The 18,186-nt window shown below is 67.7% G+C and carries 15 protein-coding genes; 5 read left to right on the plus strand and 10 right to left on the minus strand.

Translation table 11 applies throughout. The features are described from left to right. Nucleotides 1–22: 22 nt before the first annotated feature. Nucleotides 23–934, minus strand: a complete 912-nt coding sequence (locus tag MNOD_RS09945; RefSeq protein ID WP_157091417.1) for a hypothetical protein — start codon at nucleotides 932–934, stop codon at nucleotides 23–25. A gap of 145 nt (nucleotides 935–1,079) precedes the next feature. After that, entirely contained in the window at nucleotides 1,080–1,862 is a 783-nt protein-coding gene (locus MNOD_RS09950) for a hypothetical protein (protein ID WP_015928741.1), read from the minus strand. 395 nt (nucleotides 1,863–2,257) lie between these two features. Here MNOD_RS09950 and MNOD_RS09955 point away from each other — a divergent pair, with 395 nt between their 5' ends. After that, nucleotides 2,258–3,325 (plus strand): ATP-grasp domain-containing protein, encoded by a 1,068-nt coding sequence (locus MNOD_RS09955; RefSeq protein WP_015928742.1) that lies wholly within the window; start codon nucleotides 2,258–2,260, stop codon nucleotides 3,323–3,325. A 370-nt stretch (nucleotides 3,326–3,695) separates the two neighbouring features. On the opposite strand, the gene MNOD_RS09960 is transcribed toward MNOD_RS09955, so the two are convergent. From MNOD_RS09960 to MNOD_RS09970, 3 genes are all read right to left on the minus strand, one after another. After that, a complete protein-coding gene (locus MNOD_RS09960) occupies nucleotides 3,696–5,036 on the minus strand; it encodes a dicarboxylate/amino acid:cation symporter (protein WP_015928743.1) in 1,341 nt (446 codons plus the stop codon). Nucleotides 5,037–5,155: 119 nt separating this feature from the next. Beyond that, nucleotides 5,156–6,571, minus strand: coding sequence for an aspartate ammonia-lyase (aspA, locus tag MNOD_RS09965; protein WP_015928744.1), 1,416 nt, complete (start codon nucleotides 6,569–6,571; stop codon nucleotides 5,156–5,158). 223 nt (nucleotides 6,572–6,794) lie between these two features. Then, entirely contained in the window at nucleotides 6,795–7,694 is a 900-nt protein-coding gene (locus MNOD_RS09970; RefSeq protein ID WP_015928745.1) for a LysR substrate-binding domain-containing protein, read from the minus strand. A 569-nt stretch (nucleotides 7,695–8,263) separates the two neighbouring features. On the opposite strand from MNOD_RS09970, the gene MNOD_RS45665 reads away from it, so the two are divergent. After that, on the plus strand, nucleotides 8,264–8,599 hold the full coding sequence (locus MNOD_RS45665) for a hypothetical protein (protein ID WP_015928746.1): 336 nt from the start codon (nucleotides 8,264–8,266) through the stop codon (nucleotides 8,597–8,599). A 150-nt stretch (nucleotides 8,600–8,749) separates the two neighbouring features. On the opposite strand, the gene MNOD_RS09980 is transcribed toward MNOD_RS45665, so the two are convergent. The 4 genes from MNOD_RS09980 to MNOD_RS09995 all read right to left on the minus strand — a co-directional run bounded on the left by MNOD_RS09980 (nucleotide 8,750) and on the right by MNOD_RS09995 (nucleotide 11,783). Beyond that, complete coding sequence (locus MNOD_RS09980) at nucleotides 8,750–9,628, minus strand: tetratricopeptide repeat protein (RefSeq protein WP_015928747.1); 879 nt, start codon at nucleotides 9,626–9,628, stop codon at nucleotides 8,750–8,752. Between the two features lie 241 nt (nucleotides 9,629–9,869). After that, nucleotides 9,870–10,976 carry a 5-(carboxyamino)imidazole ribonucleotide synthase gene (locus tag MNOD_RS09985; RefSeq protein ID WP_015928748.1) on the minus strand — a complete coding sequence of 369 codons (1,107 nt, stop codon included), beginning with the start codon at nucleotides 10,974–10,976 and terminating at the stop codon, nucleotides 9,870–9,872. Continuing rightward, entirely contained in the window at nucleotides 10,973–11,470 is a 498-nt protein-coding gene (gene purE / locus MNOD_RS09990) for a 5-(carboxyamino)imidazole ribonucleotide mutase (RefSeq protein ID WP_015928749.1), read from the minus strand. Before purE ends, MNOD_RS09985 begins: the two co-directional genes overlap by 4 nt. Nucleotides 11,471–11,564: 94 nt before the next feature. Next, nucleotides 11,565–11,783: a YdcH family protein gene (locus MNOD_RS09995; protein ID WP_043748436.1), complete on the minus strand. Its 219-nt coding sequence runs from the start codon at nucleotides 11,781–11,783 to the stop codon at nucleotides 11,565–11,567. Nucleotides 11,784–12,232: 449 nt separating this feature from the next. Between MNOD_RS09995 and MNOD_RS10000 the strand changes: the two genes are divergently transcribed. Next, nucleotides 12,233–12,418, plus strand: a complete 186-nt coding sequence (locus MNOD_RS10000) for a YdcH family protein (protein ID WP_015928751.1) — start codon at nucleotides 12,233–12,235, stop codon at nucleotides 12,416–12,418. Nucleotides 12,419–13,149: 731 nt separating this feature from the next. Here the strand turns inward: MNOD_RS10000 and MNOD_RS10005 are convergent. Further along, nucleotides 13,150–14,781, minus strand: coding sequence for an acyl-CoA synthetase (locus MNOD_RS10005; protein WP_015928752.1), 1,632 nt, complete (start codon nucleotides 14,779–14,781; stop codon nucleotides 13,150–13,152). Between the two features lie 233 nt (nucleotides 14,782–15,014). Between MNOD_RS10005 and MNOD_RS10010 the strand changes: the two genes are divergently transcribed. Further along, complete coding sequence (locus MNOD_RS10010; protein ID WP_015928753.1) at nucleotides 15,015–16,940, plus strand: propionyl-CoA synthetase; 1,926 nt, start codon at nucleotides 15,015–15,017, stop codon at nucleotides 16,938–16,940. A gap of 61 nt (nucleotides 16,941–17,001) precedes the next feature. Continuing rightward, nucleotides 17,002–18,123 (plus strand): NADH:flavin oxidoreductase/NADH oxidase, encoded by a 1,122-nt coding sequence (locus tag MNOD_RS10015; protein ID WP_015928754.1) that lies wholly within the window; start codon nucleotides 17,002–17,004, stop codon nucleotides 18,121–18,123. Nucleotides 18,124–18,186: the final 63 nt, after the last annotated feature.

Genomic DNA, 18,186 nt, shown 5'->3' on the forward strand with positions numbered 1-18,186 from the left:
AAGCGCGCGCCGAAGCCCTCCGTCAGGACGACTGGTTGCCAGCCTCGCATCGCACGAATGGCTGACGTCCCTTCAGCCGCTCGCCGCTCGCGACCATGCTCACCGTTGTGACGTGCTCCCGGCCGAACACATCGGCGTAGGTCAGCTTGCCAAGCACATAGAGACCCAGCTCACCTGTGAGCAGACGCTCCGCCGTGCCCGGCGTCGATTGGATGCTCACTCCCTGCAGCACCGCTCGGCTCTCGCGCGCCGCCAGCACGGACGGCAGCAGGTCGGGCGAGGGAGCCTCCAGGACCGGCAGATCCGGCGCCGGAAACGGCAGGAAGGCGAGCGTCACCTGCGCGATCAGGTTCAGCGCAGGCGTGAGGCCATGATTGCGCAGTTCGACCTGCACGATGATCTCCTGACCCGGTGCGAACCGCTGAAAGGAGACCGCGGCCACATCAACATAGGCCCGCAGCTGCCGCTCGTTCATCTCTCGCTGCAGGCAGCCTGCGGCGAGCGCGGTATCGGCCAGGCTCGTGGTGAGGTGGAGCTGCCGTCCCGTGAATCGGCTCAGTCCGCGGCTGAGACGGGCCACCAGGATGCACAGGAGAGTGAGCAGTACGGCGACCCAGACCAACAGCATGTCACCCGGCCCGAGCCGCGCGAATGCGCTCAGGGTTTCGCCAAAGGCGGTGCTGAGGTGCTCCCACATCGCAGCCCACTGCGGAACCTGCGCGCCGGGCGCCAGCGTGTAGTGGAGATCTGAAGGGATGGGCATCGGATCGACGGGCATGGTGGTCCTATCTGGCCAGGGTAAACACCGGGATGCCCCGCCGAGCTTGGCAATTTCGCCAGTTCCTGCCGATCGAGGAGCGCGCAGGACGTCAGCGGCGTTCGAGCCGAGGCCGATCGGCACCGACGCCATCATCGTGTTCGGCGCGATCCGCACCGACGGGTCGGGTGTCTCGATGCCTTGCCTCTCTGGCGCTGAATCGGAAATGGCGTGAGCGCGCCTGTCAAGACACGACTGAAAATAAAAGCTATAATTCTGATTTCATCCCTAATATCCCTGATATCTATGGTGTCGGGCAGGATCATGGCGGCAGACGCCGCGAAGCTATGCGTCGAAAGAGCGCCTCTGCCATGTCACGTGATCTGCCCTCCTCGTGACCCACCCCAGATTCTTCAACGAGGGACCAGCGCGCGCCCGCCTGCCTGTTGATCGCGAACAAGCGCTGGATGGCGGCCTTCCGCCAATCCAAGTCCTTCGTCCCAAGAATGAGAAGGCCCGGGACGATTCGCGCCGTCGCAGACAGGAGCCCTGAATAATAAACCCCGCCTTTGTTCACAACGAAACCGGCGACGCGATCCGGCTTCCATGCCAGAAATTCGTAGTTGAACTGCCCGCCTGCCGAGAATCCCCACAGGAGCAAAGGCGCCCGTGCCACGTCCCGATTGCCCACCTTGTCCGCAAAGGCATTCAGCGCCTCGATCAGGGCTTGCCCACTTCCTCGTGAGGCTTGCGCATACGATTCCCGAGACATGTCGGCATGGGGCTTGTCCGTCATTCTGGATCCCACCAGGGCCGCCTCATGCCGGACTGCGAAGGCTTGCCAGCGTGCATCCGCCACCATCGAACGGCCGTCCGCGTTCGATCCCGGCGTCAGCACCAGCACATATCGGATCCGATGGCTGCGGGTGGGCAGCCACAACCGAAACTGCGCATCGGCGTAATTCTCACCTGGCACCGCCGCCCAATCGAGAGTCGCGCCGTGTCTTGGTGCACCAGACGCCGATGGTGCAACCGTCGCGCTCACCATGTAATCTGCAGAAATAGCCGCCAGAGCGACATACGTTTTGATTTTCCTTATCCTCATTCGACTCTCCGGATCCGCCGGCCCGCTTGTCGGTCGAGGCCTTTGTCAAATCTTCTATGCATCTGCAGTTGCAATCCAATCGATGATTCATTCGGTACGAGATCTACGGATGCTGCGCCAGCTCCGAAACCGGAGACATAACCTCCGTTGGAACGGAGTCACCGCTCAGCCCTGGCACAGATCTGCGTGCAGCCAGGACGGTTCTAGCACTTTGTTTCTTGATCGGGTCGGGAATATTTCTGGCAGGGCTCAAAAGGGGTATCTATAAACTTTGATAGTGACAATAGACCACATCGTCCTCAGATTTGGCCATTGCAAGTTGTTAACTAATCAAGCAGGGGGGCTTCGGCTTGTGGTCAAGGTATAAAATTCGGAGAGGAACGCGGGGTGGTGTAATGAAGCGTGCAATGATCTTGGCAGAGGGATTTCGTCTGCAATATCGGGTGCTCAGATGTGCGATCAATCATTTTGACGAAGTTTATGTTCTTGGTGCATCAGATGCGGACGTCTTAAGATATTCACGTTTCTGCACAAAATTTTTTCCATTCCGCGGAAGTTTCTCCGACGTAAATGAGGATGACATTGCCATTATAAATAGGGTGTGTGCCGAGTATGCGATCGATATGGTGCTGCCGAGTTGCGGGGAAACGACCCGTCTGCTGTCGACTTATGGCCACCTGTTCGACAGACCGCACTACCCCGTGCCCTCTCGCGAGACTTTCGATGTCCTTGACGACAAGTGGAAATTCGCAAACGCGTGCACGACTTTGGGCGTTCCGGTGCCGCGGACGCAGAAATTCGACACAGTAGAAGACCTGCGTCGCGAAGTCGTTCTCGGTCGTCTGACCTTCCCGCTAATCCTGAAGCCGGCCTCCATGTGGGGCAGCTTCGGCGTGCAACGTATCGACTCCGCCGCTCAGTTGCCTTCGCGTCTCGAATATTCCCCTATAATTTGCCAAAATTACGTGCCGGGCGATGATCTCAGTGCGTTCTATCTCTGCAGATCTCGGCGCATCCTCACATCGTTTTCTTACTGTCGTACTTCTTCCAAGTTGAGGGGCTTGCGCGTTGCTCAGATCGACCGCTACGTCGGCGCCTTGGTCGAGCACTTCCGTTATGACGGCACGATCGGGTTTGACGTCAGGCGGGAGCCCGACGGCCGGATCGCCTTCATCGAGTGCAATCCGCGATTCTGGTATCGCATGGACGTGGCCATGGTCGCGGGGCTGAACTTCGTCGCCTTGGGCTGCCAGATGCGGGACGACGAGACGAAGCCGGATTCCGGCGATATCGAAGTGCGGTCTCCTCGCAGTCTCTGCAGCAACCTTCTCACGCCGTGGCGCCTGAACCGGGTTGAGCGTGCCTATCTCGGCTATATCGTTCGCGACCCTGCGATCACGGCCTGGGCCGCTTTTCGCAGCGCGCTGGGCGCCAACCGACTGGCCAGCGGACAGCAATTGTGACCGCCTAAGCAGGTTTCGGAACAGTGCGTTGCGGTTTTCCGTCAAAAACCTGCGACACAGCAAAAGCCTAAGCGGACGAAGCGGTGGCATGCCCCGCCAAGCCTGCTTAGGAACCCGGAGCAGGGCCGATGGGCCACGCGCGCGAGCGCCGCCGCCCTCGCCGAGCCTTGGGGGTTCGCACCCGGGGGCCCGAAAGGCGAGAGGCCGTCGGGCGCTTCGAGAAGCGCCCGGCGGCCTCCAAGTCATTGATCGATGTCATTGATCGATCGGATGTGCGGACGGAAAACCGGTATCCGCCTCTCCAGGACGGGCTCGAACGAACGGCCTCCGGAGGCTCACCCTTCGGCCGGATCGGCCTCCGAGGGACCTGTCAGCGTCCGGCCGGGGACCAGGACGTCAGAGCCTCGATCATGCCGGGCGAGACCTCCTGCGGCTGGTCTCGGCCCGCCTCCTCCTCTTCCTCCCGGATCTCGCCCTGCCAGCGCGCGACGGCCGCGGTCGCGAGACCATTGCCCAGCACGTTCGTGACCGTGCGGCCCATGTCGAGGATCTGGTCGACGCCCATGATCAGGAGGATGCCGGCGGCCGGCAGGCCGAACATGGGCACGGTGGCGGCCACCACCACCAGCGAGGCGCGGGGCACGCCGGCGATGCCCTTGCTCGTCACCATCATCACGAGGAGCATCGTGAGCTGCTCGGCGGTGCCGAGCTGGATGCCGAAGGCCTGGGCGATGAACAGGGCGGCGAGCGCCTGGTACATCATCGACCCGTCGAGGTTGAACGAGTAGCCGAGCGGCAGCACGAAGCCGGTCACGCGGGGACGCACGCCGAACCGTTCCAGCACCTCGACCGTGCGCGGAAAGGCGGCCTCGCTGCTCGCGGTCGAGAAGGCGACGATCATCGGATCACGCAGCAGGCGCAGGAGACGCACGACGCTTCCGCCGAGCACCAGCCAGCCGGCCCCGATGAGCAGCACCCACAAGGCGGCAAGGCCGAGATAGAAGACGGCGATGAACTTGCCGTAGTCGAGGAGCACGCCGAGGCCCTGGACGGTGACGACCGCCGCGATCGCGGCGAAGACCGCGAGGGGGGCGAGCCGCATCACCGCGTCGGTGACCGCGAACATCACGCGGGCCAGCCCGTCCAGCAGCCGCACCATCGGATCGGCGTAGCGGCGGTCGATCGCACTGAGGCCGAAGCCGAAGAAGATCGAGAAGACCAGGATCTGCAGCACCTCGTTGGCCGCCATGGCCGAGACGATGCTCGTCGGGAAGACGTGGCTGAGAAAATCCCGTAAGCTGAGCGAGGCGGCCTTCAGGCCCGTCTGCGCGCCCGCATCCGGCAGCGGCAGGGCGAGGCCGGCGCCGGGCTGGAACAGATTGGCCATCAGGAAGCCCAGCGACAGCGAGACGACCGAGGCGGTCAGGAACCAGCCCATGGCGAGTCCGGCGACGCGGCCGACCGCGCGGGAATCGCCGAAGCTCGCGATGCCCGACACGATGGTGGCGAAGACGAGCGGCGCGATGATCATCTTGATCAGGCGCAGGAAGATATCGGTCCCGAGGGTGAAGTAGGAGGCGATCTCCTTGGCCTCGGCCGGACCGGCCGCAATCCCGTGCAGGACGGCGCCGACCAGGATGCCGAGGACGAGGCCGAGGCCGGTATAGAGGGTGAGGCGGCCCGATCGCGGCGCCGCGTCGCTGTGTGTCATCGTGTTCCTCCCGTGGTTTGATGAATGGTTGGCGGCGCCCGGACCGGACCGCGGCTTAGGGAAAGCCGGACGGAGCGCGTGCTTTCAGGGCGTCGCGCAGATGTCTCGGAGCTCTGTGGTCAGAGCGCCTCGATGGCCTGCGGGCGCGTGAGCCGCTCCGGCTGAAGCACCGCGTCGAGCTGCTCGCGGTCCATCAGCCGCCGCTCGAGGACGAGGTCGTAGACGCCGCGACCGGTGGCCTGCGCCTCCAGCGCCACCGCGGTGGCGTTGCGGTAGCCGATATAGGGGTTCAGCGCGGTGACGATGCCGATCGACTGCTCGACGCTGGCGCGCAGCCGGTCGCGATTGGCCGTGATGCCCCGCACGCAGCGCGCGTCGAGAACCCGGCAGGCGGCCTCCAGATGGGTGAGGCTGCGGAACAGGCTGTAGGCGATCACCGGCTCGAAGGCGTTGAGCTGGAGCTGGCCGGCCTCGGCCGCGAAGGTGATCGTCACATCGTTGCCGATGACCTCAAAGGCGACCTGGTTGACGACCTCGGGGATCACCGGGTTCACCTTGCCGGGCATGATCGAGGAGCCGGCCTGCCGCGACGGCAGATTGATCTCGCCGAAGCCCGCCCGCGGGCCGCTGGAGAGCAGGCGCAGGTCGTTGCAGGTCTTCGACAGCTTCACGGCGACGCGCTTCAGCACGCTCGAGACCTGCACGAAGGCGCCGCAATCCTGCGTCGCCTCGACCAGATCCTCCGCGGTGACGAGCGGGATGCCGGTGATCGCGGAGAGCTGCGCGCGGACGAGGGCGGCGTAGCGCGGATGCGCCGTGATGCCGGTGCCGATGGCGGTGGCCCCCAGATTGATCTCGCGGATCAGGAGCTCGGCTTCGCCGAGCCGCGCCTCGTCCTCGGCGAGCATCCGGGCATAGGTGCCGAATTCCTGGCCCAGCGTCATCGGGACCGCGTCCTGGAGCTGGGTGCGGCCCATCTTGAGGATGTCGGAAAACTCCGCCGCCTTGGTCTCGAAGCCGTCGCGCAGCACCGCCATGGCGTCGATGAGGCGCCGGATGCCGGTGGCGGCGGCGATCTTCAGCGCCGTCGGATACACGTCGTTGGTGCTCTGCCCCATGTTGACGTGCTCGTTGGGGTGCAGATGCCCGTAGGCTCCGCGCGGATGCCCGAGGATCTCCAGCGCCCGGTTGGCGATCACCTCGTTGGCATTCATGTTGGTCGAGGTGCCGGCCCCGCCCTGGATCAGGTCGACCACGAACTGATCGTGCAGGGCGCCCGCGCGGATCTCCTCGCAAGCCGCCACGATGGCCTCGCAGCGCGTCGCGTCGAGGAGGCCGAGCTCCCGGTTGGCGAGCGCCGCCGCCTGCTTGATGGCGGCAAGCGACCGGATCAGGTCCGGCCAGGCGGCGAGCGTCGTGCCGGAGATCGGGAAGTTCTCGACGGCACGCAGGGTATGGATGCCGTAATAGGCCGCATCCGGCACCTCTCGGTCGCCCAGGAGATCGTGCTCGATGCGGGTCGGGATAAGGGTCACAGCTCTCTCCTCGCGCGCGGAGGCGATCCGGCGCGCCGTGTTGGGGGCGGGCGTGAGCGCGCGGCGGAGGAGCCGCACGGGGTGCCGCCTCAAGTCTTCATGAATCGGCCGTGAGCGCCGTCCGCCGTTCCGAGCCGGAAGACCGGTACAGCAGCTGCATTCACGGTGCGGCGCCTGATTAATCCCAGGGCGCGGGCACTGCCAATGCTAAGACGGACCAAAACTATTCTTGAATCGCATAATTCGACGCGTCGAGGGCCGCGGCGGCCCAAACCTCGTCGAGGAACGGACGCCCGCGCTCGCCGCTGCGATAAAGCCGGATCTCCATCAGCATCTCGGCGCTGACGACCGTGAGGGCACCCGCGGCGATCTCCTCCGCCACGAGGCTGCGCGGCAGCCACGCCACGCCGTGGCCGCCAAGCGCCATGGATTTCAACGCCTCGGCCATCGAGTTCTCGTTGGTGTGGACCGGATAGGTCGGCGGCGCCCCCTCGCGGGCCTGCGCGATCGAGGCGAGCCGGCCCAGGAACGAGCCGCGCGAATATTGCAGCAGGGGCAGGCGCCCCTGTCCGTCGGGCGAGACGCGATCAGGAGCGACCACGGCCACGAGGCTGTCGCGCCCGACCACGTGGTAGGGATAGCGCTCCGGATCGAGCGGGATCGGAATGCCCGGATGGTGGTAGGTCAGCAGAAGGTCGTAGCCGCCCTCGACGAGGGCCTGGATGCAGATGTTGAAGTTCTCGGGCAGGACGCGGCTCGCCAGCGGTCCCACCGCGGCGCGGATCTCGGTGAGCCAGCCGGGCAGGAAGGAGAGGCAGAGCGAGTGGAGCGCCGTGATCGTGACCACCGGCAGGCTCGACCGTTCGCTGCGGTTGCGGAACTCGGCCCGGCTGAGGGTGAGGAGGCGCACCACCTCCTCGGCGGTCTCGAGGAACTGGCGCCCATCCGCGGTGAGCGTGATGGGATAGGTGCTGCGGTCCAGAAGGACGGTGCCGAGCCAGACCTCCAGCGAACGGATGCGCCGGCTGAAGGCCGACTGCGTCACGTACCGCAGCTCGGCCGAGCGCGAGAAGCTGCGGGTTTCGGCGAGGCTCAGGAAGTCCTCGATCCACTTCAGTTCCATTGCGGTATTCCGACCGGGCGGTGGTGAGCGTCGTCAGCTTCGGCGCCTGATCCGGGAGAGGCAATCATCTCGTCGTCACGCAGGAGCGCGCGTGGATCCCGCCCGGCAGGATCCGGGGCGTCGCTTCTGTCGGCGACGCGATCGGGGTTGCGCCCGGTCCGGAACGGACAGGGGCCGGTCGTTGCCGGACCGGGCGCGCCGCCGGATGGGCCAGGATTGCTGGACCGGCGGATCGGCGTGATGACGGCGGAGCGCATGGCTCGCGCCGCGCCATGAATGTACGGTTAAGTACACTTGGCTGTGCAGGGCTGTTGTCCAGGGGGCACGGGATCGCGATCCGCATCACGGCTGCGTCTCCCGCAGAACGCGGGTGGGGCCTTCGAGCCGGATGAGGCGATGGCCCGCCGGGATCGGCGCACGGCGGCGATGGCTGATCGGGGGACCCGACCTGCTGCGGGCGGCGCGCATCGGGCGCCGCCCGCAGCGCGAGCGACGGCCGAACGCCTGTTAGGAGAAGAAGCCGCCTTGCGGTGCTACCATGGAGCGGTCGAGACACCATGGAGCCAAAAATGCAAGATAACTCCGTCGCACGACTGCTTGAACGAATAGCAGAGTTGGAAACCGATGCGGCCGAGCGCGACATCGCGAGTTCGATCGCCTTCGCCGTATTGGCGCAGCAGCTAGACAGGTCGGGAGCCATTTCCGGCCTGCAACTCGTCGACGATCTCCGCGAAGTGGAGAGCCACCTTCGCGGGCAGGACCGGCACGCCGCGGGTATCCGTTACATACACGGGCTCGTCGATCTGCTGCCGGAGTTCCTCGCAGTGAAGTCGATAGATCAGGACAATGATCCTGCGGGCAACCCGTCGCCGTCTGAAGAAGGCGACAAACTTGCTCAGATCTAGAGCGTGTCATGAATTTCGCTTGAGGATGGCGGTCGGGTGACATGAGCCCTGACCGTCTTCTCTCTCCGTCCGACGTCTCCGATGAAGAAGGGGCGCTGGGTACGCCCTGCCTGATGCTGCTGCGCGAGGACGCCGGCCGGAACAGCCTTCCTACCGGAACAGCGACGCCATCCCGCCCTGTACGCGGCCGAGACCCTGGCGGGCGACGGCGTTGTTCGGGTCGATCGCGGAGGCGCGCTGGTAGCTCTCCATCGCCTCCTGGCGGCGGCCCGACTTCTCGTAGGCGAGGCCGCGATAGGCCCAGGAATCCGCGTCCTTGTTGTTCACGTTGAGGGCGGCGTTGTAGTCCTCGATCGCCTTGTCGAACTGGTTCGTGGCGATGAGGCTCTGGCCGCGGGCGGCATAGGGCGCGTTCACGAAGGGGTTGCGGTCGATGGCGGCGTCGAAGTCGCCGATCGCGGCCCGGTGCTGGCCCTGCGCCTGCCGCACGAGTCCCCGGGCGTGGTAGGCCTCGGCCGATTCGGGCGTCAGGCGGATCGCCTGGCTCAGATCCGAATAGGCGGCCTCGTAATTGCCGAGCGCCCGCTGCAGGTTGGCGCGGCCGATATAGGCTGCGCTGTAGTTCGGGTCGGCGTTGATCGCCCGGGTGAAGTCCTGGAGGGCGGAGTCGTTGCGGCCGGACTGCCGGTAGGCCAGCGCCCGGTTGCTGTAGGCCGAGGCGGAGTTCGGGTCGAGCTGGATGGCCTTGGTGAAGTCCGCGATCGCCTCGTTGTAAGAGCCGGCACGGGCATAGGCTGCCCCGCGGGTGTTGTAGGCCGCCGCATCGTTCGGGTTGCGCTGGATCACGTCGCTGAGCGAGGCGATGTTGACGTCGGTCGCCCCGCTCTTGTCGGTCTCCAGCACGGCGAATTGCCGCGTTGCGGTGGTGCGGCTGACGGTATCGCAGCCGGCGAGGAGCAGCGCCGAGAGCGCGGTCGCTCCGAGCACCACCGCCGGCTTCGCCCGGCACAGCACGATCACAGCCTTCATCCCTCGTCCCCCAACGGCGGCGCAATCGGAGCGCCGCGCGTCCTGTCTCGGTCATCGGATCCCGTGCGGCGCGAGTACGGCCACGAACCCTGATCCGCGACGATCGTCTCGGATCGAGGTGAATGGCGGCTTAAGCATCCGCGCCGTCACGGTTCACAAGGCCGATGTGGCGAAGGTGTGGCTTTAGGGGCCGCCACGCCGCTTGACGGTGCGAGCGCGCACCATCTGTGGCGCAGGCGCCTCAGCCGGGCGGCAGGAGACGCGTGACGTGGCCCATCTTGCGGCCCGGCCGGGCCTTGCTCTTGCCGTAGAGGTGCAGATGGCAGCCGGGCTCGGCGAGGATGTCGTGCCAGTGACCGGCGGTATCGCCGACGAGGTTCAGCATCTCGACCGTAGCGCCGCCGACCCGCCCGGTCGCCCCGAGCGGCCAGCCGCAGATCGCCCGCACGTGCTGGGCGAATTGCGAGGTCTGCGCGCCCTCGATGGTCCAGTGCCCGGAATTGTGGACGCGCGGCGCGATCTCGTTGACGACGACGTGGGCGCGGCCATCCGCGTCGCGGACCAGGAACATCTCGACGGCGAGCACGCCCACATAGTCGAGGGCGTCGGCGATGCGCCGCGCCACGGAGAGCGCCTCGGCGGTGCTGTCCGGGTCCATCCCGGGGGCGGGGACGAGGGTGCGCGCCAGGATGTGATCGCGATGCTCGTTGCCGCAGGGCTCGTAGGCCGAGAAGGCGCCGGCCCTGGTGCGCGCGGCCACGACCGAGACCTCGCTCTCGAAGGGCACGAAGCCTTCGAGGATGCAGGGCTGGTTGCCGAGCGAGGCCATCACCGCCGCGGGATCGACGGGCTCGCCGGGACGCAGCATGCGCTGGCCCTTGCCGTCATAGCCGAAGCGGCGGGTCTTGAGCACGGCGGGCAGGCCGAGATCGGCGATCGCCGCCGCGAGCCCGGCCGCGTCGTCCACCGCCCGGAACGGGGCCGTCGCGATGCCGAGCCCGGCGACGAAGCTCTTCTCCGTCAGGCGGTCCTGCGTCGTGGCGAGGGCCTCGGCGCTCGGATGCAGCGGGCGGGCCGCCGACAGGATCTCGGCCGTGCGGCGCGGGATGTTCTCGAACTCGTAGGTGACGACGTCGACGGATCGGGCGAAGGCCGCGAGCGCCTCCGCGTCGTCGTAGGGCGCCACCGTGCGGGCGCCCGCCACGTCGAAGGCGGGGCTGTTCGCCTCGGGCGCGTAGACGTGGACCTTGAGGCCGTATTGCGCGGCCGCGATCGCGATCATGCGGCCGAGCTGGCCGCCGCCGACGATCCCGATCGTGCTGCCGGGCGCCAGGACTGGGAGGCTCATGGCTCGGACGGCTCCGGCCGCTCGGCGACGGCTTCGCTCTGGCGCCTGCGCCAGGCGTCGAGCCGGCCGGCGAGGTCGGCATCGCCGAGCGCCAGGACGGCCGCGGCGAGAAGCGCGGCGTTGACGGCGCCGGCCCGCCCGATCGCCAGCGTGCCCACCGGGATGCCGGCCGGCATCTGCACGATCGACAGAAGGCTGTCCTGGCCCGAGAGCGCCTTCGACTCCACCGGCACGCCGAAGACCGGCAGCGGCGTCAGGGACGCGACCATCCCGGGAAGATGCGCCGCGCCGCCCGCACCCGCGATCACGACGCGGAACCCGGCGGCCTTGGCTCCCTTCGCGAAGGCCACCATGCGCTCGGGGGTCCGGTGGGCCGAGACGATGCGGGCATCGTAGGCGACGCCCAGGGCGTCGAGGGTCTCGGCCGCGTGCCGCATGGTGGACCAGTCGGACTGGCTGCCCATGATGATCGCGACCGGGGGCGATGCCGCCATGCTCACACGCGTTCCTCGGTGTCCGCCCGCGGACCGCGCGGGCCATCCCCTGCCACTAGCGACCTCGGCGGCCCACCGCAACCGGACGATGAGGTCAGGCGATGATGTCGGGGGTGAGCTGGTCCTCCAGGAAGCTGATGCGATCGCGCAGGGCGAGCTTGCGCTTCTTGAGCCGCTGGATCTGCAGACGGTCGCCGCCCGCCAATTGCATCAACGCCTCGATCGCATCGTCGAGGTCGCGGTGCTCCTCGCGCAGCCGCGCCAGCTCCGCCTCGTATTCGGCCGCGGATTCTGCACTCAACTCGAACGCCATCATCGCCATCCCGACGCCCTGTGCAGAGCATGCGCCAGCCGCCCGATTCCAGCAAGGCGGAGGTTGGACCTGCACACCCTTTCGCGGGGGGCCTTAGAGAGCGCGACACGGCAACGGCCGACGAGCTGCCCGATTCAACCGGAGCGGCCGATCCCACCACAGCGGGCACGGCTCTCAGCCGCGTCTTAAGTCCGGGGAGGGCGGCCGGGAACGGCCTCTCCCGTAGCGGAAGGCGCACTCTGCGAAGGCCATCGCGATCAGGGTTGCTGCATTCCGTTCACTCTGGAACGCTTCCAATGCTTCGCATCACGGTGAACGGCCAAGATCGCTCGTTGTCGCGCGGGCGGTGCATCAGCGTCATCCTGCGCTGCAGCAACGAATGCCTTCGACAGGCGCCGCGGCCTGTGGCAGTCTCGTGAGGTCGCAACCATGACAGGAGGACACGGCCGATGTCGCTTCAGACGCATCTGTCCGAACTCGAGCGCAAGCATGAGGCGCTCGAGCGCGAAATCCAGGACGCGATCTCCCACCCCTCGACGGATGATCTGCGGGTCGTAGAACTCAAGCGACGCAAGCTGCACCTCAAGGACGAAATCAACCGGCTGCGCACCAGCGCCACGCGGGTGGTCCACTAGGAGTTCCAACCGCCGGACCTCGGGCGGCACTGTTCGATCGGATCGGAGAACCGGCTGGCCGCAGATGCGCCAGTGGCGATGAGGAACCGGTCACCGTGCTCCGTTCGGACACCACAGGGTTCGCGGTTCGGGCGGGTATTTCAAAAAGGTTGGTGTCGACGATCTGGCCGCTCCCGCAGCGCCGGGATGCAATGCGCGGGCGGCCTCGTCGTGATGTGCCGCGTTGCGCCGGCATCGGCTGCCGACGCAACGGCAGGTTTGATTCCGATCATTCTCCTGGTCCGCCCCAGGCGGACCGCCGAACCCGCGGCAGCGATCACGGCTGACCGCCGGTTGCAATCGGAGGCCGATCCGGTCTCTGTCCTGGCGAGGGCGGCGGTGGCACGGCCGCCCTCGCTCATAGACCTGAGGCGGGTGGAAGCCGCCAGATTCCTCATGTTGAGGCGCCGGGGCTGGTTGTCACGGAGGGAGCGCTCGTTCAGCCGGTGTCATCCGTCAGGGTCGGCAAAGGCCGGTGGTGAGCTCATCCGACATCCGGTCGATGGCTTCGCCATACGGGCATACGGGATGGCTGCGCCATGCGCATGGGGCCTCGATGATCCGTTCTCCGAACGACCCCTTTCCGGATTCTCTGCCTTTTCCCGGATCTCCTTCCGCTGACGCTGCACTCGTCCGCAAGGGGGAGCGGGTGACGGCGGCGGGGCGCCCCCGCCGCCGACGGCCGCTTGCCCTCACAGCGCCTTGGCCATTTCCCGAAGGATGAACTTCTGGATCTTGCCCGTCGACGTCTTCGGCAGTTCAGTGAAGACGACGTGCTTGGGAACCTTGTAGCCGGCGAGCGACTGGCGGCACCACCCGATCAGCTCCTCGGCCGAGACCATCTCGGAGCCCTTCAGCTCCACGAAGGCACAGGGCGTCTCGCCCCACTTCTCGTCGGGCTTGGCGACCACCGCGGCGGCCGCGACCGCCGGGTGCTTGAACAGGGCTTCCTCCACCTCGATCGACGAGATGTTCTCGCCGCCCGAGATGATGATGTCCTTCGAGCGGTCCTTGAGCTGGATGTAGCCGTCCGGATGCTTCACGCCGAGGTCGCCCGAATGGAACCAGCCGCCCCGGAATGCCTCCTCGGTGGCCTTCGGGTTCTTGAGGTAGCCACGCATCACCACGTTGCCGCGGAACATGACCTCGCCGAGGGTCTGGCCGTCCGCCGGGACGGGCTGCATCGTCTCGGGATCGAGCACGTCGAGGGCTTCGAGGGGCGGGTAGCGCACGCCCTGCCGGGCCTTGCGGGCCGCCTGCTCGGGTTTCGTGAGGGCGTCCCAGTCGGCGTGCCACTCGTTCACCACGGCCGGGCCGTAGGTCTCGGTGAGTCCGTAGAGATGCGTGACGTCGAAGCCGGCCTCCGCCATCCCGGCGAGGACCGCTTCCGGCGGCGGCGCGGCGGCGGTGAAGAACGACACCCGGTGCGGGAGGCTGCGCCGCTCAGGCGCGGGCGCATTGAGCAGGAGCTGCATCACGATCGGCGCGCCGCACAGATGGGTGACCCGGTGGTCCGCGATGGCGTCGTACATCGCCTTCGCCCGCACCTGCCGCAGGCAGACATGCGTGCCGGCGACGACTGAGAGCGTCCAGGGAAAGCACCAGCCGTTGCAGTGGAACATCGGCAGCGTCCACAGATAGACCGGATGCTTGCCGAGCGCGCCCGTGACGACGTTGCCCACCGCGAGCAGGGCCGCCCCCCGGTGGTGATAGACCACCCCCTTCGGGTCACCCGTCGTTCCCGACGTGTAGTTGAGCGAGATCGCGTCCCACTCGTCGCGCGGCATTGCCCAGGCATGGTCCGGGTCGCCGGAGGCCAGGAACTCCTCGTACTCGACCGTGCCGAGGCGCTCGCCCTCGCCGGTGAATTCCGGGTCGTCGTAGTCGATGACGAGGGGCTTCACCTTGGCCTGCGCCAGGGCCGGCTTGATCGTGCGGGCGAACTCGCGGTCGGTGATCAGCACCTTGGCCTCGCCATGGTCGAGGCAGAAGGCGAGGACGGCGGGGTCGAGGCGGGTGTTGAGCGTGTTGAGCACTGCCCCGGTCATCGGCACGCCGTAATGGCACTCGATCATCGCCGGGGTGTTGGCGAGCATCACGGCCACCGTGTCGCCGCGCGTGATCCCGCGGGCCGCGAGCGCCGAGGCGAGACGCCGGGTGCGGGCATAGAGGTCGCGGTAGCTGCGCCGCAGGGAGCCGTGGATGATCGCGACATGGTCCGGGAAGACCGTGGCCGCCCGTTCCAGGAAGCTCAGGGGCGTCAGCGGCTGGAAATTGGCCGGATTCCGGTCGAGGCCACGGTCGTAGATGGTCTCGGCGGTCATGTGGATGCCTCCCGCGATCTTGGCGCGAGCTCCATGCAGCGGCCCGCCGCCGCAGTGTAGCCGACGCCCTGCGGCGCAAAAGGCCGAAGGAGATTTCGGGCGCCCGACGAAAGACGTAGGCGCATCGGAGGATTCAACGCAGGCCGTTCCTGCCTTAAGCAGGACGTCAACAAGAGCCGCTCCGCCCCCCCGGAGGCGGCCCGCAGCGCATCGGGACGGGAACGCAAAAGGCCATGACGTCATCCGGGACGACGGCGGGGAGCCGCTACGCTGAGGTCTATGGGCGGTGGAAGGCGGATCCGGCCGCGTTCTGGGCCGAGGCCGCCCGGGCGATCGACTGGAGCCGGCCGGCGGACAGGACCTTCGACCCCGAGGCCGGCGTCTACGGCCACTGGTTCGTCGGCGCCGAGGTCAATGCCTGCCACAACGCCGTCGACCGCCATGTGGCGGGAGGCCGGGCCGACCAGGCGGCGATCCTGTACGATTCCCCCGTCACCGGTACGACACGCCGCATCACCTATGCGGAGCTTCAGGAGGAGGTGGCTTTGCTCGCCGCGGTCCTGCGGGATCTCGGCGTCGAGCGTGGCGACCGCGTCGTCCTCTACATGCCGATGGTGCCGGAAGCCCTCTACGGCATGCTGGCCTGCGCGCGGCTCGGCGCGGTGCATTCGGTCGTGTTCGGGGGCTTCGCCGCCAAGGAACTCGCGGCCCGCATCGAGGACGCCGCCCCGAAGCTGGTGCTCGCCGCCTCCTGCGGCATCGAGCCGGGCCGGGTCGTCGCCTACAAGCCTCTCCTCGACGAGGCCTGCCGCCTCTCGAACCACAAGCCGCAAGCCTGCCTGATCCTGCAACGCCCGCAAGGGGAGGCTGCGCTGGCCGAGGGGCGCGACCGCGACTGGGCGGCGGAAGTGGCCGCCGCGCGCGAGGCCGGGCGCCGGGCGGATTGCGTGCCGGTGGCGGCCACCGACCCGCTCTACATCCTCTACACGTCGGGCACGACGGGCAAGCCGAAGGGCGTGGTGCGCGATACGGGCGGCTACCTCGTGGCGCTCACCTGGTCGATGCTGAACCTCTACGGCATCCAGCCGGGCGAGGTGTATTGGTGCGCCTCCGACGTCGGCTGGGTCGTCGGCCATTCCTACATCGTCTACGGGCCGCTGCTGCACGGCTGCACCACCGTCCTGTACGAGGGCAAGCCGGTTGGAACGCCCGATGCGGGCGCCTTCTGGCGGGTGATTGCCGAGACCGGGGCGGTCGCGCTCTTCACGGCGCCGACGGCTTTGCGCGCCGTCAAGAAGGAGGATCCGGAGGCGGTGCTGATGCGCGGCCACGACCTGTCGCGCTTCCGGACCCTGTTCCTCGCCGGCGAGCGCGCCGATCCCGACACGGTCGCCTGGGCCGAGCGCATCCTCGGCGTGCCGGTCATCGACCATTGGTGGCAGACCGAGACCGGCTGGCCGATCGCGGCCAACCCCGTCGGCCTCGGCATCCTGCCGGTCAAGCACGGCAGCCCCACCGTGGCGATGCCGGGCTACGACGTGCAGGTGCTCGACGAGGGCGGCAAGCCCGTGCCCGCCGACACGATGGGGACCATCGCGATCAGGCTGCCCCTGCCGCCCGGCTGCCTGCCCACCCTCTGGCGACAGGACGAGCGCTTCCGCGAAAGCTACCTCGCCGCCTTTCCGGGCTACTACAACACCTCGGATGCCGGCTTCCTCGACCGCGACGGCTACGTCTATGTCATGGGGCGCACCGACGACATCATCAATGTGGCGGGCCACCGGCTCTCCACGGGCGGCATGGAGGAGGTGCTGGCCTCCCATCCGGCCGTGGCGGAATGCGCCGTGATCGGCATCAGGGACAGCCTCAAGGGCGAGGCGCCCTGCGGCTTCGTGGTGCTGAAATCCGGCGTCGCGCGCCCGCCCGACGTGATCGAGCGCGAGCTCGTGGCGCTCGTGCGCGAGCGGATCGGCCCGGTCGCGGCCTTCAGGCTCGCGCTGACGGTCGGGCGGCTGCCCAAGACGCGCTCCGGCAAGATCCTGCGCGGGACGATGAAGAAGATCGCCGATGGCGAGCCCTGGACCACGCCGGCGACCATCGACGACCCGGCCATCCTGGAGGAGATCAGTGCCGCGCTGCATGCCAGGGGCCTGGGCTGAGGGCTTTTCCGGGCGGGTCGGGCGGGCCAGATAGAGCCCGTCAGACACGGAGGTCCACCGCATGACCACGCCCCGCCTGTTCCAGCCCTTGCGCCTCGACGGCCTGGAGCTGGAGAACCGCATCATCGTCGCGCCGATGTGCCAGTACTCGGCGCGGGACGGCGAGGCGAGCGACTGGCACATGATGCATCTGGGCCAGCTCGCCATGTCGGGCGCCGGGCTGCTCACCCTGGAGGCCACCGCGGTCTCGCCCGAGGCGCGCATCACCTATGCGGATCTCGGCCTCTACAACGATGCCTGCGAGCGGGAACTCGGCCGCGTGCTCGCGGCTCTGCGCAACTATGCGCCGATCCCGCTCTGCATCCAGATCGCCCATGCGGGCCGCAAGGCGTCGAGCGAGACGCCCTGGAACGGCGGCGCTCAGATCGCCCCGGACTCGCCCTATGGCTGGCTCACCGAGGCCCCCTCGGCCCTGCCCCATGCGCAGGACGAGGTGGCGCCGCGCGCCCTCGATGCGGCGGACATGAAGCGCATCCGCGACGACTTCGTCGCGACGGCGAAGCGCGCCATGCGCCTCGGGATCGACTCGGTCGAGATCCACGCGGCCCATGGCTACCTGCTGCACCAGTTCCTCTCGCCGCTCTCCAACCAGCGCAGCGACGCCTATGGCGGCAGCCTGGAGAACCGGATGCGCTTCCCGCTGGAGGTGTTCGACGCCGTGCGCGACGCGGTGCCCTCGGGCAAGCCCGTCTGGGCCCGCGTCTCGGCGACCGACTGGGTCGAGGAGGGCTGGGAGGTCGAGCAGACCGTCGCCTTCGCCGAGGCCCTGAAGGCGCGGGGCGCCGCCGCGATCCACGTCTCCACCGGCGGCGTGTCCCCGCGGCAGAAGATCGCCCTCGGTCCGGGCTATCAGGTGCCCTTCGCCGAGCGCGTGCGGGCGGCGACGGACCTCGTCACCATCGCGGTCGGCCTCATCACCGCGCCGCGTCAGGCGGAGGAGATCCTGCAGGACGGCAAGGCGGATGCGATCTCGCTCGCCCGGGCGATGCTCTACGATCCCCGCTGGCCCTGGCACGCCGCTGCCGAGCTCGGCGCCCGGGTGCGGGCGCCCAAGCAGTACTGGCGCTCGCAGCCGCGGGAATACAAGGACCTGTTCAAGGACTCGTCCTTCGGGCAGCGCTGAGCGCGGATTCCGGATCCGCTCCCCGCCGAAGTGGAGGCCGGTTCGGCGCAAGGGAGCGCGTCA

The sequence above is a fragment of the Methylobacterium nodulans ORS 2060 genome, from assembly GCF_000022085.1.
Classification (GTDB): Bacteria; Pseudomonadota; Alphaproteobacteria; order Rhizobiales; family Beijerinckiaceae; genus Methylobacterium; species Methylobacterium nodulans.

Coding starts and splice junctions, on each gene's coding strand:
- MNOD_RS09950 (WP_015928741.1), bottom strand. CDS start 1,862: ATGAGGATAAGGAAAATCAAAACGTATGTCGCTCTGGCGGCTATTTCT.
- MNOD_RS09955 (WP_015928742.1), top strand. CDS start 2,258: ATGAAGCGTGCAATGATCTTGGCAGAGGGATTTCGTCTGCAATATCGG.
- MNOD_RS09960 (WP_015928743.1), bottom strand. CDS start 5,036: ATGACACACAGCGACGCGGCGCCGCGATCGGGCCGCCTCACCCTCTAT.
- MNOD_RS09970 (WP_015928745.1), bottom strand. CDS start 7,694: ATGGAACTGAAGTGGATCGAGGACTTCCTGAGCCTCGCCGAAACCCGC.
- MNOD_RS45665 (WP_015928746.1), top strand. CDS start 8,264: ATGCAAGATAACTCCGTCGCACGACTGCTTGAACGAATAGCAGAGTTG.
- MNOD_RS09980 (WP_015928747.1), bottom strand. CDS start 9,628: ATGAAGGCTGTGATCGTGCTGTGCCGGGCGAAGCCGGCGGTGGTGCTC.
- MNOD_RS09985 (WP_015928748.1), bottom strand. CDS start 10,976: ATGAGCCTCCCAGTCCTGGCGCCCGGCAGCACGATCGGGATCGTCGGC.
- purE (WP_015928749.1), bottom strand. CDS start 11,470: ATGGCGGCATCGCCCCCGGTCGCGATCATCATGGGCAGCCAGTCCGAC.
- MNOD_RS09995 (WP_043748436.1), bottom strand. CDS start 11,783: ATGGCGTTCGAGTTGAGTGCAGAATCCGCGGCCGAATACGAGGCGGAG.
- MNOD_RS10000 (WP_015928751.1), top strand. CDS start 12,233: ATGTCGCTTCAGACGCATCTGTCCGAACTCGAGCGCAAGCATGAGGCG.
- MNOD_RS10005 (WP_015928752.1), bottom strand. CDS start 14,781: ATGACCGCCGAGACCATCTACGACCGTGGCCTCGACCGGAATCCGGCC.
- MNOD_RS10010 (WP_015928753.1), top strand. CDS start 15,015: ATGACGTCATCCGGGACGACGGCGGGGAGCCGCTACGCTGAGGTCTAT.
- MNOD_RS10015 (WP_015928754.1), top strand. CDS start 17,002: ATGACCACGCCCCGCCTGTTCCAGCCCTTGCGCCTCGACGGCCTGGAG.